This is a genomic window from Corallococcus sp. CA041A (assembly GCF_003612075.1).
Classification (GTDB): domain Bacteria; phylum Myxococcota; class Myxococcia; order Myxococcales; family Myxococcaceae; genus Corallococcus; species Corallococcus exiguus.
On the sequence record NZ_RAWF01000007.1, the window covers coordinates 60569 to 85224 of the forward strand.

Genomic DNA, 24656 nt, shown 5'->3' on the forward strand with positions numbered 1-24656 from the left:
CCCCGGGGTGATGACGATTTCGCGGTGAGGACAGTCGCACCTCCCCGCCGTCAGAAGCGGCCAGGCAGGCCCCACGTCAATGATTGCTCAGCGGTCCCAGGGACACAGGCAATCCAAGGTGGGGGAGTCTCATGAGCTGGAGCATCCACATTCCCGCGGTGAACACGCTCAAGCTCGCGCTGGGCCACGCCGCTCACGAACAGGCGCTGGGCCACGCGGAGCTGAACGGCAACAAGGCCATCCCCATCCAGGGAGGCCAGGTGTCCCTCACGGGCACCCTCAAGGTCCCCGTCGAGCTCTTCAACGACCGGAACGACAAGGACGCGTACGGCATCATCGGCGTGCCTCCGAAGCAGCTGGACGGCGCCTCGGTGGAGCCCCTCTTCTCCCCGGACGGGACCGCGTGCTGGCTGAAGTACGCGGCGGAGCTGAGCGCGGAGGCCAACGGCCAGGGGAACTTCCCCTTCGTCGAGTTGAGCGGCGGCGGATCACTCCAGGTGAAGGTGGCGGACTACCGGCACCACGCCGCGACCCAGATCCTGGAGGCCGCGCTGGGCTCGGACGCGAAGTCCCTGCGCCTGCCCTTCGTGCTGGGGGATGTGCAGGCACTCCAACCCGGTGATGCCCTGTCGTTCCAGACGCGCGTGGCCCTGAAGGCCGGAGTGAAGGTCTCCTGGTCCGCCATCAGCACGTCCCTGGTGGGGGCGCTCGCGAAGCGGTTGGCCGGGCAGCTGGTGTTCGAGCTGAAGGCGGAGGTGGGCGCGTCCATCGGCGGCACCGTGTCGCTCCAGGACGAGTTCCGCATCGTCTTCTCACGGCCGAAGGACGGACCGTTCCGCGTGTCGGTCCGCAAGGCCACCTCGGACTCCGCGGCGGCCCAGATATCCGCGGGGGTCTCGCTGGGGTACTCGTCGCCGCTGCTCGCCTCCATCCTGGGCGCCGTGGACGCGAAGGTGCAGGACGCGTTGAAGATCGTCGACGGACTGGAGCAGGGCTCGCTCACGCCCGCGCTCCTCCAGGTCGCCGCCGCGCTGCTGAAGCAGCTGGGGTTCCACAAGCCGGTGGAGGCCACTCTCGCGTCGGTGACGGCCGCGTACGAAGAACTGAAGGACTTCGTCGAGAGCGTGGTCAGCGGCACGCTCAAGGCCGGCTTCGAATACGAGTACGCGCGCAGCACCGAGGACGCGACGCTCCTGGAGCTGGAGGTGCCCGTGGAGGAGCTGGCGGGCGCGCACGGCGCGTTCGTCTCCGGCGACCTGGCCTCCATCCAGCACCGGGTGAATGACGCCTGGCTGCGGCGCTACTTCCACATGAAGTCCGTGGAGTCCCAGCGCGTCTGGGGCCTGGGCCTGGGCTGGCGCGACGTCAACTTCGCCTCGCAGGAGGACCGGCGGAAGCTCAAGGCCGTCGTCCAGCACGCGTCCCGCGACCACCGGCAGGGCCCACGCCGCTACGCGTTCCTGGGGGCGCGCAGCTACACGAGCTCGGGCGTGCTGTACGGGAAGACCTCCCGCTGGGGGCTCGACTTCAGCGCCCAGATGCCGCGCTTCAGCCTCACGCCCAGCGCGGACGAATTCGAATACTCCTTCTTCGCCCAGAGCCAGGTGGAGGACGGCCTGTCGAAGGAGCTCATCCAACGCGCGGTGGACGCAGCCACCGTCTGGGGCGCGGTCCGTCCGGAGGACGCGCCAGCGTTGGTGGACCGCCTCTTCCGCGCGGCGCCCGCCGGCACGAAGACCGAAACGCGGCTGGACCTGCGCGTGGACAACCCCAGCTTCCGGCGGCTGCTGGCGAAGCTGGGCTCCGAACCCGCCTTCGAACGCAACGCCTTCGCACGAGCCCTGGCGCGCGCCATGCCCCGGGCCAGCCAGCCCGTGCGCACCAGCCTCCAGCGCCGGGAAGAGCTCTACACGCCACTCTGGGACGCGTACCTCAAGGACGGGGCGAAGGACTGGACGCTCGACCGGGCGAAGGCGAGCGTGGCCTGGCACCTGAAGAACCATGCCGGACCGGACGGCTTCGTCGCGTCGCACTGGGAGCAGAGCGGCGGGACGGGCACGTTCTCGGACGTGCTCGTGCAGTCCTCACGCTACGCAGGCGACATCGGGAGCCAGCCGTACGGGAAGGTGTACGTGTTCTGGAGGGACCTGCTCGACAAGCTCATCGCGCTGAACAAGGCCATCCACTCGGAAGCCGTCATCGCGGAGAACGACGCGACCTCCGCCGTGCAGCAGGTGTTCACGTCCCTGGATGACCTGGCCTGCGACGACTTCCGCGTCACCGCGTTCGTCGCGTGGATGGATCAGCTCGCCATCCGGTGGAAGCTGGGGTCGGGCATCCAGCGCCTGCTCCAGGTGCGCGTGGGAGCGCAGGAGTTCGTCATCTCCCACGGCTGAGCACGGGGGCCGCTACCAGCGCATCCGGTACGTCGCGGAGGGCCCGTCGCGGCCCTCCACCACGGTGGTGAGTCCCTTCACGCCGGTGGTCAACGTGCCGAAGTGGCACAGGGCTCCGATGAACTCCGGGTGGATGCCGCCTTCGTTCACCTTCAGCCGGTACTCGGTGGCGGCCAGGCGCTGCACGTCCACGTGCAGGTAGTTGTTGCCGGAGGCCATGTTGCGCGTCGTGCGCTCCAGAGTGCGCGCGGGGCCCAGGAACTTCAGCACGCCCTGGAGCGCGCGGCCGATGCGGGTGGCGAAGTAGGCCGTGACGAAGCGCTGGCCCAGGTGCCAGTGCGCCTGCGCGACGGAGTGGTGGGGGAAGAGCACCTGCGCGCCCAGGAGCAACATCTGGTGCCACTGGTCCCGGGGATAGGCGGGCGCCAGCTTCTGGTCCAGGTCCAGCCCCACGGCCTTCAACCGCGTCCGGAGCGGGCCTTCCAGATGCCCCTCCAGGGCCACCAGCAGGCCTTCGACGGTGTGGCCGAACACGACCTTCTCTGGAGGACGCACGATGGGGTGCTCCTTCTCCACGGCGCTGGGGATGCGTCCTCCATCGGTAAACGCGGACGGACCCGGGAACAACCCACCCAGCCCTTCGTGCAGCGGGCTTTCCACCAGCGGACGGCGCAACTTCACGAAGCCCGTGGCCGCGGGGCTTCAGCTCCGGGGCGACTGAGGCCTACTTCGCGCATTGCTTCTCGCGCCACGACGCGGGCCAGTACAGGCAGGCCCGCGCCCGGGCCTCCTGGACCTGCGGTGCATCCGCCCCCAGATGCCGGTGCTCCCGCAGGAGCTTCGCGAGCAGCTCGCACGCGTCCCCGGACTTCATGGCGCAGGCCAGCTCCGAGCGTGCGAAGGCGGCTTCCAGGTCGCGGGGAACGCCCGCGACCCTCTCCTCGCTGGAGCGCTTCGCCAGCTGCCAGCAGGCGTCGCTGCTGCCACCGGCGCACCCCTTCTCTGCCACCCGGAGCTCTTCCTCGAGGTTGCGCTCGACCGTGGCGAACCGGCTGCCTTCGTTGGCCTGACGGTACTTGAGGGCCAGGTCCGCGCAGGCATCCGGGTCGCCCGCGTCGCAGTCCGTCCGCAGGTGGCGCACCCGCAGGACGTCCTTCGGCATCGGCTGGCCCAGCGCTTCGCAGGCGTCCTTCATGCGCGCCTTGCAGGCATGGGCCTGGATGCCAGGGATGCTGCCTTGCGCGTCCGCCCTCAACGCCTCCGGCCCCGAGGCGGCGAGCTTCCGCGTCATGGCGAGGAACAGCACACAGCTGTTCGTGTCCTCATGCCCGAGGCATCCGTCGCGCCAGGCCTGAATGCCCTTCCCCAGGTTCGCGTACGGGCGGGGGGTGTTGGTCAGGGCCATGCCCAGCAGGTTGCACGCATCGCCGCCGTCGCGCGCTTCGCACCCCGTCTCCAGGAAGGCGAGTCCCACGAGTGGAGCCGGTCCAATCTTCAAAGCCTCATCACCGGAGGACAGCACGCTCCAGAGCCGCACGCAGGCGGCGGGCGCGCGTTTCAGGCATGCGTCCTCCAGCAACTTCATGCCCCGCTTCACATCCACCTGGAGCCCGGCGCTCCCCTCCAGCAGCACCGCCCCCAGCCGGGCGCACGCATCCCCTTCGCCCTTTCCGTCCTGACACTCCTCCTTCCAGCGGTCGACGGAGGCTCGCGGCGCGGGCTTCGCGTTCGCGGAGACCTTGCCCGCATCCAGTTGGAGCGACTGCAACACGGACGGCTTCGGCTTCTCCGGAGCGGTCTTCGCCGGGTCCAGTTGGAGCGACTGCAACACGGACTGCTTCGGGCCTTCGGCCTTCGCGCCGTCCGCCGTGAGCCCCAGCATGCGCCGCACGTCGCCGCAGGCCTCCGGCACCTCGTGGTCGCATGCGCGCTGGTAGAACATCGTCGCGCGGCCGGGGTTCACCGCCACGCCCGCGCCCTTCTCGTACGCGGTGCCCATCATGTGGCACGCCATGCCCAGGCCCACGCCGGTGCCCAGCTCACACATGGCGCGGACCCCATCCAGCTTCGCGCCCTCCTCCGGCGTGACGGCGGGCGTGGGCTCCGGCTTCGCCACCACCGCCGCGTTCGCGGACGTGCACGCCTCCTGCGCGCCCATGCCGCACGCCATGCGGAAGTAGCTGGACGCGAGCCGCGCGTCCTTGCGTGTACGCACGCCCTGCTCGAACTCGCGCGCCACCGTGAGGCAGGCGACCCCGAGGTTCCGGTTGCACGCCTGCACCAGCATCCCCATGCCCGCCGCCACGTCCTGCTCGACGCCGAAGCCGCCCATCAGCTTCAGCACGCCCAGGTTGTTGCACGACAGCCGGTCATCCCCGGCGCAGCCGCGCTCGTAGAGGCGCACCGCCTGCGCGAGGTCCTTCGCCACGCCCCGGCCCTCGCCGTACAGCAGCGCCAGGTGGCCGCAGCCCTCCGGCAGGTCCCGCTCACAGCCCCGTGCGTACAGGCGCGCCGCTTCCGCCTCGTCCTTCGCGACGCCCCGGCCCTCCTCCTTCAGCTCGCCCAGCGCCACGCACGCGCGCAGGTCGTCGCCGTTGCAGCCCAGCTCATGGAGCGTCGCCGCGCGAGCGACGTCCTTCGTGACGCCGTCGCCCGTGCGCAGGCGCTCGGCCTGTTCGAAGCACGCCTGCGCCAGCCTCCCACCGCAGGTGCGCTGGTACAGCGTGGTGAGCTCCTGTTCGGACTCCGACTTCGTTTCGTCCGAGGAGCCATGGGCACAGGCCGCGAGCAATGCGAGGACGGGCAGGACCCGACACGCCAAGAGGAACTTCACTGAGGGCATGGGTGGATCTTTCCACTCCGTTCCCCTTTCCGTCGAGGACCCCTGCCGTCTCCCGAGCCCCACCCCGCGTGGATTCCTATGATGAGCACCATGCACGAGCCCCCTGTCCCAGGCGGATCTCCTCCAGCCGAATCGGAGGGTGCTCCCCCGGCGTGGGCGCTCATCCTGGGTGCCTCTTCCGGCTCGGGCGCGGCCATCGCTGAGGCCGTCGCGCGCAAGCCGGGGCTGAACGTCTTCGGCGTGCACCGGGGCCGCTACCCGGACACCGCGCGCGAGCTGGAGACCCGCGTGCGCGAGGCGGGCCGTGAAGTGCACCTGCGACAGGCGGATGCCTCCACGTTCGAAGCCGCCGAGGCCGGCGCGGATGAGCTGCTCCAGCGCACCGGCCCCCGCAGCGTGAAGCTGTTCGTGCACGCCATCGCCGGCGCGTCCGTGGGCCGCTTCCTCTCCGAGGGCCCGGACCGGCTGCACCCGCGCCGCATCCAGCGCACGTTCGACTGCATGGCGCACTCGTTCGTGTACTGGACGCAGGCGCTTGTTCAACGCGACCTGCTGGCTCCGGACGCGCGCCTGCTGGGCCTGCAGAACCCGCTGGACGAGACGCACCTGGGCAACACCGGCCTCATCAGCGCCGCCAAGGCCTCGCTGGAGATGTACGTGCGCCACCTGGCCATGGAGCTGGGCCCCAAGGGCCACCGGGTCAACCTGCTCAAGTTCGGCACGGTGATGACGCCCGCGCTGCGCCACGTCTACTCGCCGGAGGCGCTGGCCCGGCTGGAAGCGCGCCACGCGGCCATGAACCCCGCGGGGCGCATGGGCACGCTGGACGAGGTGGCCCGCTTCGTCACCGTGCTCGTGGGTGACGACGCCGCGTGGTTCAACGGCGCCACCATCGACTTCACGGGCGGCATGACGCTGAAGCTGCTGGACCTGGTGCTCAACCCGTGACGGCCGGAACGCGGAACGTGAGGCAGTAGTAGAACGGTGACACCTGTTCCTCGATGACGTCTTCGGCGTTCCTCGGCAGCAGGTCGCGAGGGCTCTTCGCGTCGCGTGTGTAGAACGTGAGGGCGCGGAAGGCGGCGCGCTGGAGCAGCGACGGACGGAAGGCCGCGTCCAGCTGCTCGTCCACCACCACCAGCGGAGTGCCGGGCCGAGCCACGCGCGCCATCTCCCGCAGCGCCACCGCGGGCTGGCGGTAGCTCCCAATCCCTCCCACGTGGAAGACGCGGTCGAACAGACCGTCCCTGAACGGGAGCGCGTGCGCGTCCGCCACCAGCAGCCGCGTGTCCTTCACGCCCCGGCCCTTGCGCAGCCGCTTCTCGCACTGCGCCAGCATGCCGGTGCTCAGGTCCAGGCCCCACACCTCCACGGGCAGGCCCGGCGGGAGCGCGCCGCGGATGCGAGGCAGGTTCGCGCCCGCGCCCACGCCCACCTCCAGCACGCGCACGGGCTGTCCGTCGTCGCGCGGCTTCAGCGCGCCCAGCTCCAGCCTGCGCATGTACCCGTCGCGCATCCGCGACTCGGAGACGGACTGGAACAGCGGCGTCAGCACCGCCGTCAGCGGGTCGTGCAGCGCGGGGAGCCCGTCGTAGACATGGCGCATCAGGCGGTCCGTGCCCTGCACGCGGTCCTCGCGGTACAGCCGGGCGAGCCCGTCCGCCACCTCCCACGTCTCGCCGCAGCTACCGCAGAGAAGACGTCCCTCGTCCAGCCGGTCGTCCTCGCTCTGCCCGTGCCACACCAGTTGGCCCCGGCAATCCAGGCATGCCAGCAACGCCACGTCCCGCAGCCACATCATCGCTTCGTCACCCTGCCGTCCCTTGTTCGGCCAGGGTCCGCGACAGGTCCTCGCGCGCCCCCAGCCGGGTGAAATCCTCCGCCGCGCGCCGCAGCAACTCCGCGCGCTCCGCGTCGTCCGCGGGCAGGTGCCGCGCCCACTCCAGCCGAGCGCGCGCCGCCTCGTAGGGCATGCCCCGCGCGTCCGACTCCGCGAGGCAGCGCTTCCACGCGCGGAAGGCCTTGCGGTGCTTGCCCGCGAGCCACGCCTCGCAGCCGCGCCACAGCCACGCGGAGGGCTCGCCGAAGGGGAACACCCGCGCGAAGCGCTCCACCTCCTGGAGCGCGGACCGCGCGCTGTGCGTGAGCGCCTGCAATCCGGGCCCTGGCGTCTCGCGCGCCAGGAGGGTGAGCAGCACCTCCGCCACCGCCGTCGCGCCGAAGTAGACGAAGTGCGCCACCGGCTTGCCCGCGGACAGCCGCACCAGCGCCTTCTCCGCCGCCGCGCGAGCACCCGCCGTGTCGCCCTCGCGCAGGCACAAGAGCGCCAGCGTGCCGTCCACGATGATGCGGTCGGTGGCGCCGCCGTGCGCCTCCGTCCACGCGAGCGCCGGCTCCAGCGCCACGCGGGCCCGAGCGTGTTCGCCCAGCCGCAGCAGCATGTGCGCGCGGTAATGCTGGGCCCAGTGCTGCGTCTGCGCCGAGCCCCGGCGCACCGCGGACGCCTCCAGCCAGTCCATCAGCGGCAGGCCCCGCGCGAACTGGCCGCGGTACATGGCGGACACGGTGAGCAGCGCGCGGCACTCCTCCGCCAGCCGCAGGTCCCCCACCGAGTCCACGATGGCCGTCGCTCGCGAAAGCCACGTCTCCACGTCCTGCCAGCGCGCCTGGTACACCGCGCACACCGCGTTGCGGTTGAGCACGTAGGCCAGGTCCGCCGGGCGGCCCACGCTTTCGGCCACCTCCTGCGCCCGCTTCACCCACGCGTCCGCCACGCGGTGCACCGGCACCGTGCCCGCCACCACCGCCATCACCGTGTAGCCGCGCGCCAGCTCCGGCGTGGGCCCCGCGGGCTCGCACAGGTTGAGCATGCGCAGGCCGCTCCAGAGCACCGGCAGCGCTTCCTGCGCGTAGATGAACGCGTCGGTGAGCCGCATCAGCAGCCGGCCCGCCACCCGCCGCGACTCCCGGCGCCGCCTGGAATCATCCACGTACGCATCTGGACGGGCGCTCTGCGCCAGCCGAGACAGCGCCTGCGTCAGCGTGCCCAGCACCCACGCCACGCGCGACGAGGGCACACGCCATCCGAAGTGCGCGAGCGCCGACTCCGCGTGCACGCGGAAGGCCTCCAGGTCTCCCAGCTGGAAGCGCGCCTCCGCCAGCAGTGCCTCCACGCGGCCCTGCTCCAACGGCGTGGCCTGGGGCGCGACCGCCAGCGCCCGCGAGAGCAGCGGCACCGCTTCCCGGCACGCACCCACCGCCAGCGCCTCCTCGCCCGCGATCCGCGCGTGGCGCGATTCGCGGGCCGCGTCCCCTGCCTGCCCCCAGTGGTACGACAGCGCGGCGGCGTGGCCCGTGGGGTGGGCCGACTCCAGCGCCAGGGCCGCGCGCCGGTGGAGCGCGGGGCGGAGCGTCGGGGACAGGTCCTCCAGCAACCTTTCGCGCAGCTTGTCGTGAGCGAAGCGCCAGCGGCCGTCGGCCACGTCCAGCACCGCCGCCGCCGCGCAGTCGGTGAGCCACGCCTCCACGTCCACGCCGGGCGCGGCCCGCTCCAGCACCGCCAGGTCCAGCTCCCGGCCCAGCAGCGCCGCCACGTCCAGCAGCTCCCGCGCCGCCCGAGGCACCTTCTCCAGCCGGCGCTGCACCAGCGCGCGCATGCCACCCGCCCACACGCGCTGGGGCAGCGCGACGGCGCCCAGCCGGTCCAGGCCCCCCGCGTCCTCCGCGAGCGCGCGCACCACCTCCACCAGCAGGAACGGATTGCCCTCCGACTCGCGGCGCAACAGCGACACCACGTCGGGCCGGCGGCCGACGGCGCCCAGCATGGACTCGCCCAGCTGGGCGATCTCCTCCGCGTTCAGCCGTTGCAGCCGCAGCACGCGAGTGCCGGGCAGGTGCTCCGGCAACTGCGGGGACTCGTCGTCGCGGAAGCTCACGAGCAACAGCAGCGGCAGCCCCGGCGACCTCGCCGCGAGCTGAGCGAGGAGCTGGAGCGATTCGGCGTGCGCCTGATGCAGGTCCTCCAGGATGACCACGGTGGGCTGCGACAGGCGGGCGAAGAGGTCCTCCACCGTCTGGTGCAGGCGCAGCTGCGCCATGTCCGCGTCCAGCTCCGGCGCGGCGGGCACCTCGCGGCCCAGCAGCGCGTCCAGGTCCGGCACCAGCGACCGGAGCACGCGCGCCTCACGGTCGGAGAGCTCCGTGAGCATGGGCAGCCAGCGCAGCACCGCGCGCCACTCCTGGTAGGGCACGCCGCCGGTGTCCACCGCCTGGCCACGCAGCACCATCGCGCCGCGCACCAGCGCCAGCGAGCGCACCTCCTCCAGGAGGCGCGACTTGCCCACGCCGCTCTCGCCGCCGATGAGCCACGCGCCGCCCTGGCCCGCCATCGCCGCGTCGAGCACGTCCGTCAGGTGTTCGCGCTCCGCCACGCGGCCCACGAAGCGCGCGGACTGGAGGAAGCTCTCGCGCGTGGCGGCGGACTCGGCGGGCCGGGGCTGGCCCACGGCGTCGCTCAGCGCGGTGATGACGGCCTCCGCGTCGCGCGGCCGGCGGTGGGCTTCCGGCGCCACCAGCTGCTCCAGCAGGGCCTTGAGCGCGGGCGGGAAGCCCGGCGTGGCGAACACCTGGCCCGCGTGGGGCAGCCGGCCGAAGAACATCTGGCACGCCATGGCGCCGAAGCCGAACAGGTCGGTCAGCTCGGAAGGGGGCTGGTCCTCGAAGAGCTCCGGGGCCAGGTAGCCGGGGGTGCCCGCGGGCTGCGCGCGGCGGCCTTGCTGGTCGCGGCCCACGGCCAGGCCGAAGTCCAGCACCTTCACCTGGCCGCGCACCACCAGCACGTTCCCGGGCTTCAGGTCGCGGTGGATGATGCCGCGCCGGTGCAGGTACGCGAGCGCCTGGAGCGTCTGGATGAGCAGCCCCACCTGCGTCGCGAGGGGCGCGTCCGTGCCGGCCTCCACCAGCGTGCGCGCGTCCTCCAGCAGGTCCATGGCCAGGTAGGGGCGGCCCTCGGCGTCGAAGCCGTAGTCCAGCACGCGGATGACGTGCGGGTGGCGCAGCGACACCAGCGTCTGGAACTCATGGGCCAGCGACAGCGCCATGCCCTGCGTGGCGAAGGCGGAAGGGGTGCCCCGGCCGGGCCGCCGCGCCAGGTCCGCCACCGTCTTGTGCAGCCGCTTGAGGGCCACCGGCCCGGACAGGCCGTCCTGCGCGCGCCACACGGTGCCCGCGCCGCCGCGCCCCAGCAGGTCGAGGATGCGGTACCGGCGCCCCACGACTTCCGGATCCATGCCCGGAGACGTGTCGATGTCCGGGGCATCCGCCCGGGGGGAGGTCTGACAGGAGGGGGGGTGAGACATGAGGGGGAGCCGCCCTACGTACGGATGAGGATATCCCCCCTTCTCGTGCGGGAGGGGGATTGAATGCGTCCGGGGCAGCCGAAGCAGTAGGCGCTTCGGACCCTGGGGAGCAGCCCGGCGGGCAGGGCCCGGCAGGGCTCCTTCCCTCCGGAGAGTGGAAACACCATTTCTTGATGCAGGGAGGACACCGGATGGCGGGCTACGACTTCGACTTGTTCACATTGGGCGCGGGGTCGGGCGGCGTGGCGGCCAGCCGGCGAGCGGGGGCCTCCGGGGCGAAGGTGGCCATCTGCGAGGAGGGGCGCGTGGGCGGCACGTGCGTGCTGCGCGGGTGCGTGCCCAAGAAGCTGCTCGTGTACGCGGCGCACTACCGCTACGACATGGAGGACGCGGCCGGCTACGGCTGGACGGTGAACAGCCCCGCGCTGGACTGGAAGAAGCTCCAGACGGTGAAGGCGAAGGAGCTGGACCGGCTGACGGGCATCTACGGGCGGCTGCTGCGCGACGCGGGCGTGACGCTGGTGGAGGGCCGGGGCCGGGTGGTGGACGCGCACACGGTGGAGGTCGCGGGCAAGCGCTACACGGCGGAGCGCATCCTGGTGGCCACGGGCGGGCGGCCCTACCTGCCGGAGGTGACGGGCATCGAGCACGCGCTCACATCCGAGCAGGCGCTGGAGTTGCCCACGCTGCCGCGCCGGGTGGCGGTGGTGGGAGGCGGCTACATCGGAGTGGAGTTCGCGGGCATCTTCGCGGCGCTGGGCGCGAAGGTGACGATGCTGATTCGCGGCGACACGGTGCTGCGAGGCTTCGACAACGACATCCGAGCGGCGCTGACGCAGGAGATGCGCAAGAAGGGCGTGGACATCCGCCCGGAGACGTTCGTCCAGGACATCGAGAAGCGAGAGGACGGCACGCTCAGCCTGCTGACGCGCATGGGGGACACGCTGGAGGTGGACGCGGTGCTGTACTCCACCGGCCGCATCCCCAACACGCAGGGCCTGGGCCTGGAGGAGGCGGGCGTGAAGCTGAATGAGCGCGGCGCGGTCGTGGTGGACGCGCAGTCGCGCTCATCGGTGGAGAGCATCTACGCGGTGGGGGACGTGACGGACCGGCTCAACCTCACGCCAGTGGCCATCGCGGAGGGCCGAGCGATGGTGGAGACGCTGTACCGGAACAACCCGGTGACGATGGACCACGAGAACGTCCCGTCCGCGGTCTTCAGCCAGCCGCCCGTGGGCACGGTGGGGCTCACGGAGCGCGAGGCGATGGAGCGCCACGGAAAGGTGGATGTCTACGTCTCCAGCTTCCGGCCCATGAAGCACACGCTGACGGGCCGGGATGAGCGGTCGATGATGAAGGTGGTGGTGGAGCGAGGCACGGAGCGCGTGCTGGGCTTCCACATGGTGGGAGCGGATGCGCCGGAGATCATCCAGGGGCTCGCGGTGGCGCTGAAGTGCGGCGTGACGAAGAAGCAGCTCGATGCCACGGTGGGCATCCACCCCACTGCGGCGGAGGAGTTCGTCACGCTGCGCGACAAGCGCCCGGATCCGTCCGAGAGCGCCACGCTGCTGGAGCTGGGGCGAGAGGTGGTGGCCACGCCTCCGGGGGACACTCGTAAGTAGTCACGCCTCTTCGTCGGGGAGGAGCATGCGGAGCAGCTCGTCGTCAGGGCCCAGGGGACGCCAGCCGGGAGGCGGAGGGTTGGCGAGAAGCGCGTCACCGGCCCGCCTCATGCTCTCCTTGTGGGTTTCTGGGGTGAAGCCGGCCCACAAGCCAAGTGCCTTGGCGACCTTGAAACGATTGGCGTCATCCAGCACTGCAGGCCAGCCGTCGGGCAGGCTCCTCCAAAGTTCGCGCACGAGTTGCCCGCGCACCAAGCGCGTAACCCGATGACTGCGCTCTGCTTCGGCTGCCAGTCCGCTGAAGACCTGCGCTCCGGCGATGTCGTCAGGCCCCAACTCCCTGGCCAGCGCAACCAATGAGGCTGTAGGACGTGCCTCGGCAAAGGCAGTGAGAGAATCGTAACCGCGCTCGCGGACCCGCTCGTACAAGCGGACTCGCCAATTGCCCTGCCATGGGCGTCCATCGGTCATCGGTCAGCTCTCCAAACACTTCGCTCACCAGCTTGAAAGTTCGCGGCTCCCGCTCAGGCTTCCTTGTCAGGCATGAGTGTCCGGAGAAGTTCATCGTCAGGGCCTAGAGGGCGCCAGCCCGCTGGGGGTGGGTTGGCGCGAAGCGCGGCCATGAGCTGATCGGCACGCTCCAGGTGGGTCTCTGGAATGTGCCCGTACCAGCAGCCGAGTGCCTGGGCGACCTGGAAGCGGTTTTCGTCGTCCATCGTGGTCGGCCAACCGTCAGGAAGTCCTTCAGACAATTCGCGCACGAGCACATCACGAGCAAAGCGTGTGACTTGCTTGCGACGCTTCGCTTCGTCGAGCAGCTCTCTCAACACCTGGATCCCGGCGATGTCATCCTTCCCGAGCTCCTCGGCGAGGAGGTACAGCGGGACGGCAGGTCGCGCCTCGGCAAAGGCCGTCAATGAGCTGAAACCACGCTCGCGGACCCTCTCGAACAGCCGAGCCTTCCAATTGCCCTCCCAAGAACGGTCCCCGCTCATCTCCTTCTCCCAGGAACGAAGTTCATCGGGATCTTATGATTTCTCATGTTTCTTGCGACGATCCGCAGGATCTCATTTCGCGTCAACATCCGCCCTGTCTCGCTCTCAGCCTTGTTGAGTGCCAGCATGATCATTCGGTTCCATTCGCCGGGCCACTCGCGGCCCATTCCCCAGTTACCGCCGCCATGAATCGCCTCGTGGTGGGCCTGCTCCATCCGGACACAGAATTTGTCGATGTCCATGTCGCCCTTGAATCCGCGCCGCTCGAACCATTCACGGTGCTCTTGAGGCAGCACATGATGCTTCGGGGCATCGGACATGCCCGCCCCTGCCCTGCCGGTTTCGTGCATGCCGCGCACCTCAGGACTGTCCCCCAACGCATCGCGCACGCCCTTGGGCAGGTCCCGAGGCGCCTGCGCCATCAGCACCTGTCCGCCATGGATGAGGACGGCGGAGCTGACAGCAGGAACGGAGATGACGCCCGCCCTTACGAGCCTCCGCATCATCTCCACCCACTCGGCGGAGACCACCAGCCGCGAGCCCGTCATCACTCCGCCCGAGCTCATCACGAAGCCCACGCCCAGCGACGCAGGCGCTGAGGGAGGCAGCCGCGGCAGCGACACCTTCAGCGTGGAAATCATGGCGACCATCTCCACCGCCCGCACCGCCGCGAGGACCTGCCCACCGAGCTTCATACTCGCGCGGGCCTCCCGATGAATCGCGTCGAATTCACGGGTCAGCTTCCCCATCAACTCCGGCATCGCAATCGCCGCCGCCTCCACCCGCTCCGGGTCCTGGGAGGCGAGGTCCGCGAGAACAGGCTCCATCAACTCCTGCACTCGATGCAGGTCGACGAAGAGCTTCTCGACACTGCACGTCGGACAATTCTGGAGCACCGCATCCGCGAGGTGGAGGAAGTCCACCCAGGTGGCCAGCAGCAGGCTGCCGAACAGGGCCGCCTGGAGCTTCGGCCCCGTCATCCGCAGGAGCCCCTGCTCCATGTCCGAGTTCCCCACATCCGAAGCCACGCGTGTCAGCGCGGTGGCACTCCCGAGCGAACCCTTCATCCACTTCACCTGACTGGAGCCATGGTCGAGGTAGCGGGTGAAGACACCGTTGAGGCTCCATCCCACGAGGGGCGGTGGACGGTCCGCCAGCTTGGAGAGCGCGGCTTCAACGCCGCCCAGGGAGCCCTTCACGTCGGCAATGCCCGCGAGGACTGCATCACGCGTCAGTGCATCGCTGTCACGTACGCCCTGACGGCGCAGCGACCGTTGCTCCGGTCCAGAGAAGACGGACGTTCCACTCGGCGCGTAGCTCAAGTTCCGCGGACGCGGCGAGGAGGCACATCCCGTAGCCAGCAGCACTACGACCAGCATCAGCAACATCATTCTCATACGCGCCTCCCAGGAATGCCCTAGCGAGGGCAGCAAAGGATACGCGTCTGACGCTCAGCCCTGGTCGGCCCACTTCGGAAGACCACAGCGCAGGCACTTCCGTGTGAAGGAGTTCCTGTAGTTCCCGTCGAGAAAGAACCGCTCTCGACAGCGGGGACATCGGAAAGCCCCCGCTCGAATCGATGCAGTAATGGTGAACAGCATCGACCCCAGCACGAAGGCAAACAGGATTCGCCTTCCTCCTGGAAGCCCCTGCAGGGCCCATCCCACGACAGGGACGAGCGGAAAGAGCAGGAACCCCACGAGCACCAGACGGTCGCGCCGCCACAGGTCCTTCCACTGTTCCCGGTAACTGGAGGCCATGGCAGCCCCTTTAGTCCGTCTCGCCCAGCTCGAAAGCCGATGTGCCCGTGTGGTGCTTGCGCTTCGTGAGCTGGTGCTCGTCACGAAGCTGGTTCTCGTAGAAGGGCAGGTGCTCCGCCGTGCGGACCTTGCGCAGCGCGCGGATGGTCTCGTGCTCCGTGGTGTTGCTGTAGCCGTGCTTCGCGTGCACGTTCGTGTACGGCTGGGGCTGCAACACCATCCGCGTGGGGTAGCGGTTCTGCAGGATGTGGATGAGCTCGTGCCCGTACACGATGAACGCCGGCGCGGGGATGGGGTGCTGGTCGCGGGAGTAGTTGCGCTGCGTGCTGTCACGCAGTCCCGAGCGCAGGCTGAGCTGTGAGCCGCGTCCCCCGCTGGGGCGCTTGCCCGCGAGCCCCGGCGCGGGTTCGCTCAGCAGGTAATCCTCGCCGTGGCCGTCCTCGTCGTACCAGCCGATCTCCACCTCCATCGCGCCCATGCGCGGGCTTAGCGCGTCACGTGCCTCGGCCAGCTCGGCGTAGGGCCTGGACGTCGACGCCAGGCGGCTGCGCAGTTCGCCCCACGGCTCATTGCCTCGCCGCGCGGATTCCTCGATGCGGGACAGCTCCTGGGTCATCCCTTCGTATTCGGCCTCCAGGCGCTTGAGTTCATCAGAGGTCGCCTGCAGCCGCTGCTTGTTGACCACCACCTTCTGCCGGAAGTTGGAGGAGGGCGTGAAGGCCTGGGTCAACACCAGCGTCACCGGCCACTCCGGATCCGCCTCCGTGTCCCTGAGAATCCACCGCATCAACTCCCGGCCATGCGCACGGGACAGCAACCGGGCGTGGATGGCGCGCACCTCGCGGTTGCCGCGCGCGTATTGCGCACCGGTGGGCAGCTTCACCGCGCCCGTGCCGTTGCGCAGCGCATTCCAGTCCGCGTCCAGCTGGTTCAACGCGGCGGTCCCCAGCGTCCCGCGGTCCGGTGTGTAGAGCTTCAGGTTGTTCACGTGGACGTAGTCCACCATCTCGATGTGCGCTTCCTGGATCTCCACCAGGAGCTGCATCAACAGCAGCCGCGACGCCGTGGAATGCGCGAGCCGCTCCTGCTCCACGTCGCAGAGCCGGTACAGCAGATGCTCCGCCGTATCGAGCGCCTTCAGCTTCGCGTCCACCCACGTCTGCTTGCCCGTCAAGAAGTACGAGGCCTTGCCCCAACCACTCCAGTCCGCATGGAACGCATCGAGCGCGGCGCAGAACGGCCGGATGAAATCATCCAGTCGCGACACGAGGGGCAGCAGGTGACGGGGATCCATCCCCAGATCCGACTTGAAGTCCGCCGACGTGCTCAACGCCATGTCCGCTCCCGGTGTCTCGACGGAGCGGGACGGTAGCACGCGGCTTCCTACTCACAGGCTCGGGCCCGGGAGAGCAGGTACTCACGTTGCGGAGGCGTCCGCGCCAGCGCCGCGGCCTGACGGAAGCAATCCGCCGCCCTCCCCCGCGCCCCTACCTGCTCCAGCAGCATGCCCTCCACGGCGAAGCGGTACGGATACCGCCGCAGCACGGCCTCCGAGCGCAACGGCCCCAACGCCTCCAGCGCCTCGGCCGGCCCGCGCACGCGCGACAGCGCCACCACGCGTCCCAGCGCGACGATGGGCGACGGCTTGAGAGCCAGTAGCGCGTCGTACAACCGCAGCAACCGAGCGCTGTCCTCGGGCCCCGGTGTGGACGTCTTCGCATGCACGAAGGCGATCTCCGCCTCCAGGTGCAGCGGCGTCAGTACCGTCCCCATGGAAGCGCGCAGGTGCCAGAGCCCTCGAGACATCAAGAGGGGCGAAGACTCCGTCCCGGTTCGCGCCTCCTGCGGCACGAACGCGCCCCGCGCATCCACGCGGCCCGGAAGCCCCGCGGTGCGGAAGCAGAACAGCGCCGCCAGTGCATGGCCCTCCGGCGTCGCGGTCCCCGCGTGCGACAGCAACACCTCCGCCAGGCGCAGCGCCTCCAAGCACAGCTCCGCGCGAGACAGGTCATGGCCCTCGGAGGCTTCGTAGCCCTCGTTGAAGAGCAGGTAGAGCGCGGCGTGCACCGCGCCCAGCCGCTCCGGTAGCGCCTCGGGAGAAGGCACCTCCAGCGTGGCTCGACAGGCGCGCAGTGTCCGCTTCGCGCGCACCAGGCGCTGCGCCACGGTGGGCTCGTCCGCGAGCAACGCGGCGGCGACCTCGCGCACGGAGAAGCCACACGCCACCTTCAGCGTGAGGGTCACCTGCATCTCGCGGGAGAGCGCCGGATGACAGCACGCGAACAGCAACCGCAGCGCATCATCCGGAAGCTCCGCCACGAAGCGCGTGGGCTCCTCCGTCGGCGTGGCCTCCTCCACGGATTCCGAGTCCTCCGGCACCTCCGGCGCGCGCTGCCGCAAGAGGTCCGTCAGCCGGTTCAGCGCCACGCGCAGCAGCCACGCGCGAGGCTGCTCCGGGATGCCGTGGAAGCCCCACGTCCGCGCCGCCTGGAGCATGGCGAACTGCACCGAGTCCTCCGCCAGGTCCAACCGCCCCAGCCCCACGCGCCGGGCCAGGGCCGCGACGAGCCCCGCGGACCACTCGCGGAACGCCAACTCCAGCGCCTGCGTCACGGAGGACACGCCGTCAGACCTCTTCGATGGCGCGAAGCTCGACCTCACCGCCGTAGCGCAGGTGCGGACACGTCCGGGCCAGGGCCACTGCGGCGTCATACGAATCCGCGGACAGGATGAAGAGGCCGCCCACCACGTCCTTCACCTCCGCGTACGGCCCGTCCGACACGAGCAACTGTCCGCCCTGCTGCTTCAGGCGCCGGCCGCCCTCGTCGCGCAGCTTCTCGCCCTGGAGCAGGCGCCCCTCCTGGAGCAGCCCGTCACTCCACCGGGCGTACTCCTCCACGATGGCCTGCAACTCGGCGGGGGACATGGCGGCGAAGTGGGCGGGGTTCTCGTGCAGCAGCATCAGGTAGCGGGCCATGGGACGGACCTTTCGGGAGACAGTTGGGGGTTTCGCCGAAAAAGACGGCCCACGTCGCCGGAGATCGACATGCCTACCTCACCACCCTGTGCGCACACCCACACCGTGGACAGAGAACACTCGTCTCGTGCTCACGGGTGACACGTCACCCGGGGGTGCCTACCCCTGAAGGTCAGGAGGCGCGGGCAACGGACGTGGGCAAGGGCGGACGATGGTTGGGGGGAGTGATGGGGGCGTTGCTGCTCGCGGGATGTCCGTCCGCGTGCAACACGAAGGAGTCGTCACGTCCATTCCAGCTCACGGGGCAGGTGGGATCGCGTGGGGCGGGCTTCGCATCGGCGCTGTACCAGACGACGGGCGTGCGGATGGAACCGCGCAACCGCATCCGGTGGGCGAACAACGGCGCCGTATTCGACGTGATGGTGGAAGAAATCGGCCGGGCCCGCGCCTCCATTCACATCGTGATGTTCATCTGGCGGCCGGGCCGTGCGTCCGACCGCATGATTGAAGCGCTGGCCGAGCGCGCCCGGAAGGGCGTGCACTGCCGCGTGCTGGTGGATCCGCTGGGCAGCGGCCCCTTCGAGACGGAGGTGAAGCCCCGGCTGGAAGCAGCCGGCTGCGAAGCCCACCTGTTCCGCCCGCTGCCAGCGGACGAGAACCTGGCGCGCAACCACCGCAAGATTCTCGTGGTGGACGGCAAGGTGGCCATCACCGGCGGGCTCGCCATCCAGGACGAGTGGCTGGGTGACGCGCGCAACGAAAAGGAATGGCGAGACACCAACGTGCGGGTCCAGGGCCCGGTGGTGGCGCAGCTCCAGCAGGCGTTCGCGGAGAACTGGCAGGAGTCGACGGGCGAACTCTTGCCGCAGACGGACTTCCCCACGCTGTCGGTGGAGCAGCCCGGACTGGACGCCGCGGGCGAAGGTTGGGCGGCCTTCGTCAGCAGCACGGCGAACCCGGAGGTGACGCGCGCGGAGCGGCTGACGCAGCTGATGGTGAAGGCGGCGAAGAAGCGGCTGTGGATTTCGCAGGCGTACTTCACGCCCAACGACGCGCTGACGGCATTGCTGGTGGAGAAGGCACGCGCGGGCGTGGACGTGCGGGTGCTGGCGCCGGGGGACAAGAATGATCAGCGGGCCATCACGCTGCTCCAGCGCCAGAGCTACGACACGCTGCGGGCAGCGGGCGTGCGCCTCTGGGAGTACCAGCCGTCGATGATGCACGCGAAGACGATGCTGGTGGATGACCGGCTCATCCTGGTGGGGTCCATCAACTACGACGCGCTGTCGTTCAATCTGCTGGAAGAAGGTTCACTCGTACTGGAGGACGTGGAGGCGGCACGTCAGCTGGAAGCCATCTTCCTGGACGACCTCACGAAGGCGCGCGAGGTCCAGGCCGAGCGCGCCGGACGTTGAGGCTGGCTGTCCGCTTTCACGCGTGCCCCCTGGAAACAGTGGGCAAGGGGCGGGCCGTGTGCTCAAGAGACGCTCCAGGGGCCGCGAGGGTCGCGGCCGGGAGGCATCGCCATGAGCAGCGCAGCTCCTCGTCATCTCTTCGTCGCGGGCGCCACGGGCGCGACGGGCCGCACGCTGATGCGGCAGGCCCTGGCCCAGGGCGTCTCCGTGACGCCGCACGTGCGCCCCAAGAGCGCGAACACGGAGCCCGCGAACACCTGGCCGAAGAAGGCGGTGCTGGAGCTGGCGGACGGGCCCGCGCTGGCGGAGGCGATGAAGGGCAGCACGACGGTGCTCCAGCTCATCGGCACGATGCGCAAGCGCTTCGCGGCGGGGGACACCTACGAGACGAGCGACATCGGCACCACGCGGCAGCTGGTGGACGCGGCGAAGGCGGCGGGGGTGGACCACTTCGTGCTGCTCACGTCGGTGGGAGCGGGAAGCCCGGTGGGCGCGTACCTCAAGGCCAAGGCGGAAGCGGAGCGCATCGTCCGGGAGAGCGGCATCCCCTACACGATGGTGCGGCCCCCTGCGCTGGAGGGCGAATACCACGCACCGCCCGGCATCCTGCACACGCTGGGCAAGCTGCCGCTGCTGCACCACCTGAAGCCCATGCACCTGGATCAACTGGCCGCCGTGCTCCTGCGCATCTCGGAGCGACGGGCACCGCTCGACACGGCCCTTGAGGGCAAGCGCCTGTGGGCGGAGGTCGAAGCGGTAGGCCGGTAGCTGTCAGACCCTTCAGGTAGGAAGGTTCCTCCGCGACCGAGGAGGAACCATGGAAGCCGTTACCGTTGAAGAGGTCTTTGAACAGGCATTGAAGTTGCCCCCTTTGGAACGTGCCTGGCTTGCGTACAAGCTGCTGCTCAGCCTGGATGAAAACACAAGCGGCAGTGACGCCTCGCAGGAAGCCTTCGATGACTCCATGAGCATTGAAGACGTGCAGCGAAAAATCGCGGAGCACTTGAGACGTACGCGAGAGCAGCTTTAGGCCCGCGCCTACTCCTTCACAGCGCCAGCCGTGAGTCCGGACACGATGCGCCGCTGGAACAGCACCGTGAGCACCACCAGCGGCAACGTGGCCACCACCGACGCGGCGGCGATTTCTCCCCACGGTTCCTTGTACTCACTGGCGAAGAGGCTGATGGCCACCGGCACCGTGCGCTTCTCCGGCGTGGACAGGAACGTCAGCGCGTAGAGGAACTCGTTCCACGCGAAGATGAAGACCAGGATGGCCGTCGTCGCCAGACCCGGCGCAGCCAGGGGCAACAACACCCTTCGGAACGCACCCACCGGCGTGCACCCATCCACCCGCGCCGCCCGGTACAGCTCGTCCGGAAGCTGGCGGAAGAACGACGTCAGCACCCACAGCGTCAGCGGCAGCGCGAACGTCGTGTACGGCAACGCCAGCCCCACCAGGCTGTCCCTCAGCCCCACCGCGTTGAGGATGAGGTACAGCGGGCTCACCGTCGCGATGGGCGGGAACATCGACACGCCCAGCGCCGCGGACAGCAGCAGTCCCCTCCCCCGGAACTCCAGCTTCGCCAGCGCGAACGCCGCGGACGCGCCCACCGTGAGGCAGAACACCGTCGTCAGCGTCGCCACCACCAGCGAGTTCAACACCGCCCACAGGAACGGCCGCCCGAACAACACACTCTCGTAGTTCGCCCCCGTCAGGTGCGACGGCCACGGCCGGGTCAACTCCCCGTCCGGCCACAGGCTCGTGAGCACCTGCCACAGGAACGGTCCCAGGAAGAACGTGAGGAACGCCACCACGGCCAGCGCCGTGCCCAACCCTGGCCGCTTCATCGCCGCCCCTCCTCGCGCCCCAGCCAGCGCAGCCACACCACCGCCAGCAGCACCACGCACAGGAACGTCGCCACCGACAGCGTGCTGCCGTACCCGAAGTCCCCGGAGCGCATCAGCGTCTTGTACGCGTAGATGCTCAGCGTCTCCGTCGTGTTCGCCGGTCCGCCCTCCGTCAGCACGTAGATGGCGTCGAACACACGGAACGCGTCCAGCGACCGGAACAGCACCGCCAACAGCAGCGCGGGCTTCAGCAAGGGCATCGTGATGGACCGGAACTGCCGCCACCCCGACGCCCCGTCCACGCGCGCCGCCTTGTAGAGGTCCTCCGGAATGCCCTGCAGCCCCGCCAGCACCAGCAGCGCCACGAAGGGCGTCGTCTTCCACACGTCCACCAGGATGGCCGCGTGCAACGCATACCCCGGCGCCCCCAGCCAGTTGATCTCCGCCCCACCCAGCAGCCGGTTGATGAGCCCGTAGTCCGGGTTGAACATCCACGCCCACAGCCGAGCGCTCACCACCGTGGGAATCGCCCACGGCACCAGCACCGACGCGCGCAACAAGCCCCGCCCCGGGAACGCGCGGTTGAGCAGCAGCGCCAACGGCACCGCGAGCAGCAGCTCCACCGTCACCGCCACCGCCGTGAAGTACGCCGTGTTCCCCAGCGCGGACCAGAAGCGAACGTCCCCCATCAGGTAGGCGTAGTTCTCCAACCCAGTGAAGCGCCGCTCGCCGAACACCAGGATGAACCGGTGCAGGCTCAGCCATATCGCCGCCAGCACCGGGTACAGCGCCACCACGGCCAGCACCACCACCGCGGGCGCCACCAGCAGGTACGCCTGCCGCCGCTCCCGAGCCTGCGAACCCGCGCCCCTCATTCCTCCTCCGGAGGCTGCTCACCGGTCAGGTGATCCACCTGCTTCTGCGCCCGCGTGAGCGCCACCTCCGGAGTCCGCAGGCCCGCCACGGCCGCGGAGAACTCGCTCTGCAGCACGTCCGCGATGAGCAGGTAGTACGGCGTCACCGGCCGGGGGCGAGCCCGCACCAGCGCCTCCTTCAGGCTCGCGATGAACGGCTCCGCCGCACGCAGCTCCGGGTCGTCATACAGGGCCATCCGCGGCGGGTTGCGCGCGTAGTGCAGCGCCAGCACGCGGTTCGCCTCCGGCGACGTCAGGTGAGCGATGAGCCGGGCCGCGGCCTTGCGCCGCGCGGGCGAAACATGCGCGTTCACCGCGAGCTGCCACCCGCCCAGCGTCCCCCACCCCGGCTGTCCATCCTTCGTCGGCAGCGGCGCGATGCCCACCTTGCCCCGGATGGGAGAGCCCTCCGCCTGCGCCTCGCTCCACGCATAGGGCCAGTTGCGCATGAACACCGCGCGGCCCTCCTGGAACACGCGCCGCGACTCCTCCTCGCCAAAGCCCGTGACCGTGGGAGGAGACAACCCGTCCGCGATGAGCCCATGCAGGTACGCCAGCGCCTCGCGAGCGGCCTCCGTCTCCAGGAGCACGCGCCCGTCCTCGCCCAGGGATTGCCCGCCGTGGCCCCAGATGGCCTCGTACACGTTGCAGGTCAGGCCCTCGTACTGCCGGCCCTGCCACACGTAGCCCTGGATGCCGGGCGTCTTCGCCATCGCGTCGCGAGTGAAGCGCCGCAGCTCCTCGTAGGTGCGCGGCGCGCGAGGCACCAGGTCCGAGCGGTAGTAGAGGACGCCCACGTCCACGTACCAGGGCACCGCGTACGTGCGCCCGTTCATCACGACTGCGTCCACCGGCCCGGGCAGGAACTCCTGGCGCAGGCGCTCGGGGGGGAAGTCCTCGGACAGGTCCGCCACCCAGCCCGCGCGAGCGAACTCCGGCACCCAGACGACGTCCGCCACCAGCACGTCGAAGTCCGTGGCCTTGCCCTGCAACGACGTGAGGAAGAACTGGTGCGCCAGGTCCGACGAGTTCGGCAGCGCCTCCGTCACCAACTCCACGTCCGGATTGGCGCGCTCGTACTGCGCCAGCAGCTCACGGAACGGCTTCGGGTCACCCCACAGCGGCTGGAACTTGAAGACGATGCGAGTGCGGCCCCCCGTGCCCGCCTCCTCGGACGAGCGCCGGCAGCCTCCAACAGCGAGGCCCAGCGCGACGAGGAGGACAAGGAGGCGGCCCATGCGCCCGGATGACTCCAGCGCGAAGGCCCACCGTCAACGACAAGCCCTGCGCCCGGTCATCCAGGTGACACGGGCACCAGGGCCCCAAGCCCTGGAGCGAACAACCGCCGGGCCGTGGCCCCCACCGCGCGGCACGCGAGCGCATCCACCGCGCCGCCCACCAGCCCACCGGCCAGCGGCACCACCTTCGACAGGTTCACGACGCCCTTCTGCGACGCCTTGCTCACCAGCCGGAAGCCCACCGCGCGGTTGATGCTGCTCAGCGCATGCATCGGCACGGCCTCCAGCGCGCGCATGCCCAGCTGCTGGCTCACTTCGATACCGGCCTGCTTCACCACTTCCTTGCCAATGTCCCCCACGATGGCCAGCAGCGTGAGGGTCCGCACGCGGTCCTCCTCCACGTCATGCCCGTGGATGCGAGCAATGGCACCCACCAGCCGCGCCTGCACCATCCACGACACGCCCAGGCCCGCGGGCAGCGACACCGGCAGGGTGAGCAGGCCGCCCAGTCCGGCCAGGAAGCCCGTGGTGAACAGCTTCCCCGTCTCCCAGTGGATGAGCGAATTGATGCGCGCCTCGTGGTCCGCGTAGCGCGTGTCCCGCAGGTACTCGTCCGCCAGCCCCGTCGCGCTACACAGCGGCCCCAGACCATCGAAGCCCGCGTTCAGCACGGCGTTCACGACTTCCAGCGGCTTCGACATGCGTCCATCCTCCACGATGAGGCCAGCCCCGCATCCTAACCGGCGGCGGACCCCTGCTGGAGCGGCCCCTCCTTGTCCGTCCTCCAGGCAGGCACGCGAACCCCATACGCGGCGTCCCACGCGAGCCTGCCGGCCCGTCGAGGTCCGAGCCATCCCACGCACGGGGTATGGCCAAACCCACGCAATGGGTTGAAGCATGAATTCTTGCCACGCGGCCGGCCTGAGACAGCATCCGCCGCCAATCCCAGACACCCCGAAGGAGCCCTGGATGTACGAGTATCACGTGGATGCCTTTGTCCCGCCCGCCCCCGGCTGCAACTCCACGGACCCGGGCTGGAACCCCAAGCGCTGCGGCGACTTCGCGAAGTTCCTCAACAACTACGCCGCGCAGGGCTGGAAGCTGCACTCCAGCGAATACCGCGCCGTCACCGCGACCAAGGGCTGTGGCACCGCGACGGGCTCCTGGCTGGTGTGCGTCTTCGAGCGGACGAAGCAGGAATGAGCCCGGGCCCTCCGCCCTGGGAAGGCAACCCCTACTCCGCCCTCGCCCTCTTCCCCGAGGAGGCCCGCGAGCTCCAGGCCCTGTCTCTT

21 protein-coding genes are annotated in these 24656 nt (G+C 69.9%); 7 read left to right on the forward strand and 14 right to left on the reverse strand.

The window, feature by feature from the left end:
- Positions 1 to 131 precede the first annotated feature (131 nt).
- A complete protein-coding gene (locus tag D7V77_RS02360; RefSeq protein ID WP_120574646.1) occupies positions 132 to 2396 on the forward strand; it encodes a hypothetical protein in 2265 nt (754 codons plus the stop codon).
- A gap of 12 nt (positions 2397 to 2408) precedes the next feature.
- Here the strand turns inward: D7V77_RS02360 and D7V77_RS02365 are convergent, their stop codons facing one another.
- Positions 2409 to 3056: a DUF2378 family protein gene (locus tag D7V77_RS02365; protein WP_233596614.1), complete on the reverse strand. Its 648-nt coding sequence runs from the start codon at positions 3054 to 3056 to the stop codon at positions 2409 to 2411.
- Between the two features lie 64 nt (positions 3057 to 3120).
- Positions 3121 to 5238: an SEL1-like repeat protein gene (locus D7V77_RS02370; RefSeq protein WP_120574648.1), complete on the reverse strand. Its 2118-nt coding sequence runs from the start codon at positions 5236 to 5238 to the stop codon at positions 3121 to 3123.
- A gap of 90 nt (positions 5239 to 5328) precedes the next feature.
- Between D7V77_RS02370 and D7V77_RS02375 the strand changes: the two genes are divergently transcribed.
- Complete coding sequence (locus D7V77_RS02375) at positions 5329 to 6186, forward strand: SDR family NAD(P)-dependent oxidoreductase (protein WP_233596616.1); 858 nt, start codon at positions 5329 to 5331, stop codon at positions 6184 to 6186.
- On the opposite strand, the gene D7V77_RS02380 is transcribed toward D7V77_RS02375, so the two are convergent.
- On the reverse strand, positions 6176 to 7039 hold the full coding sequence (locus tag D7V77_RS02380; protein ID WP_199733722.1) for a class I SAM-dependent methyltransferase: 864 nt from the start codon (positions 7037 to 7039) through the stop codon (positions 6176 to 6178). The genes D7V77_RS02375 and D7V77_RS02380 overlap by 11 nt on opposite strands.
- Positions 7040 to 7046: 7 nt before the next feature.
- Positions 7047 to 10595 carry a serine/threonine-protein kinase gene (locus D7V77_RS02385; protein WP_120574650.1) on the reverse strand — a complete coding sequence of 1183 codons (3549 nt, stop codon included), beginning with the start codon at positions 10593 to 10595 and terminating at the stop codon, positions 7047 to 7049.
- Between the two features lie 191 nt (positions 10596 to 10786).
- Here D7V77_RS02385 and gor point away from each other — a divergent pair, with 191 nt between their 5' ends.
- Complete coding sequence (gene gor, locus D7V77_RS02390; protein ID WP_120574651.1) at positions 10787 to 12217, forward strand: glutathione-disulfide reductase; 1431 nt, start codon at positions 10787 to 10789, stop codon at positions 12215 to 12217.
- On the opposite strand, the gene D7V77_RS02395 is transcribed toward gor, so the two are convergent.
- The 6 genes from D7V77_RS02395 to D7V77_RS02420 all read right to left on the reverse strand — a co-directional run bounded on the left by D7V77_RS02395 (position 12218) and on the right by D7V77_RS02420 (position 17949).
- On the reverse strand, positions 12218 to 12688 hold the full coding sequence (locus D7V77_RS02395) for an NUDIX hydrolase (RefSeq protein ID WP_120574652.1): 471 nt from the start codon (positions 12686 to 12688) through the stop codon (positions 12218 to 12220).
- 53 nt (positions 12689 to 12741) lie between these two features.
- On the reverse strand, positions 12742 to 13212 hold the full coding sequence (locus D7V77_RS02400; RefSeq protein ID WP_120574653.1) for an NUDIX hydrolase: 471 nt from the start codon (positions 13210 to 13212) through the stop codon (positions 12742 to 12744).
- Positions 13209 to 14609: a DUF2380 domain-containing protein gene (locus D7V77_RS02405; protein ID WP_120574654.1), complete on the reverse strand. Its 1401-nt coding sequence runs from the start codon at positions 14607 to 14609 to the stop codon at positions 13209 to 13211. The genes D7V77_RS02400 and D7V77_RS02405 overlap by 4 nt, the downstream gene beginning before the upstream one ends.
- Before the next feature lie 373 nt (positions 14610 to 14982).
- Positions 14983 to 16308: a hypothetical protein gene (locus D7V77_RS02410; protein WP_120574655.1), complete on the reverse strand. Its 1326-nt coding sequence runs from the start codon at positions 16306 to 16308 to the stop codon at positions 14983 to 14985.
- Between the two features lie 47 nt (positions 16309 to 16355).
- Entirely contained in the window at positions 16356 to 17594 is a 1239-nt protein-coding gene (locus D7V77_RS02415) for an RNA polymerase sigma factor (protein WP_158624276.1), read from the reverse strand.
- A 4-nt stretch (positions 17595 to 17598) separates the two neighbouring features.
- On the reverse strand, positions 17599 to 17949 hold the full coding sequence (locus D7V77_RS02420; RefSeq protein ID WP_120574657.1) for a YciI family protein: 351 nt from the start codon (positions 17947 to 17949) through the stop codon (positions 17599 to 17601).
- Between the two features lie 194 nt (positions 17950 to 18143).
- Here D7V77_RS02420 and D7V77_RS02425 point away from each other — a divergent pair, with 194 nt between their 5' ends.
- From D7V77_RS02425 to D7V77_RS02435, 3 genes are all read left to right on the forward strand, one after another.
- Entirely contained in the window at positions 18144 to 19364 is a 1221-nt protein-coding gene (locus D7V77_RS02425; protein ID WP_233596618.1) for a phosphatidylserine/phosphatidylglycerophosphate/cardiolipin synthase family protein, read from the forward strand.
- A 111-nt stretch (positions 19365 to 19475) separates the two neighbouring features.
- On the forward strand, positions 19476 to 20132 hold the full coding sequence (locus tag D7V77_RS02430; RefSeq protein WP_120574659.1) for an NAD(P)-binding oxidoreductase: 657 nt from the start codon (positions 19476 to 19478) through the stop codon (positions 20130 to 20132).
- A 49-nt stretch (positions 20133 to 20181) separates the two neighbouring features.
- On the forward strand, positions 20182 to 20394 hold the full coding sequence (locus D7V77_RS02435) for a hypothetical protein (protein ID WP_120574660.1): 213 nt from the start codon (positions 20182 to 20184) through the stop codon (positions 20392 to 20394).
- An 8-nt stretch (positions 20395 to 20402) separates the two neighbouring features.
- Here D7V77_RS02435 and D7V77_RS02440 read toward each other — a convergent pair whose 3' ends face one another.
- From D7V77_RS02440 to D7V77_RS02455, 4 genes are read right to left on the reverse strand one after another with little or no spacing between them, the layout of a single operon-like run.
- Positions 20403 to 21212: a carbohydrate ABC transporter permease gene (locus D7V77_RS02440; protein ID WP_014392992.1), complete on the reverse strand. Its 810-nt coding sequence runs from the start codon at positions 21210 to 21212 to the stop codon at positions 20403 to 20405.
- Complete coding sequence (locus tag D7V77_RS02445; protein ID WP_120574661.1) at positions 21209 to 22087, reverse strand: carbohydrate ABC transporter permease; 879 nt, start codon at positions 22085 to 22087, stop codon at positions 21209 to 21211. The genes D7V77_RS02440 and D7V77_RS02445 overlap by 4 nt, the downstream gene beginning before the upstream one ends.
- Complete coding sequence (locus D7V77_RS02450) at positions 22084 to 23364, reverse strand: ABC transporter substrate-binding protein (protein WP_120574662.1); 1281 nt, start codon at positions 23362 to 23364, stop codon at positions 22084 to 22086. The genes D7V77_RS02445 and D7V77_RS02450 overlap by 4 nt, the downstream gene beginning before the upstream one ends.
- A 56-nt stretch (positions 23365 to 23420) precedes the next feature.
- A complete protein-coding gene (locus tag D7V77_RS02455; RefSeq protein WP_121776939.1) occupies positions 23421 to 24065 on the reverse strand; it encodes an EcsC family protein in 645 nt (214 codons plus the stop codon).
- Positions 24066 to 24333: 268 nt separating this feature from the next.
- Between D7V77_RS02455 and D7V77_RS02460 the strand changes: the two genes are divergently transcribed.
- Entirely contained in the window at positions 24334 to 24567 is a 234-nt protein-coding gene (locus tag D7V77_RS02460; protein ID WP_158619458.1) for a DUF4177 domain-containing protein, read from the forward strand.
- Positions 24568 to 24656 lie beyond the last annotated feature (89 nt).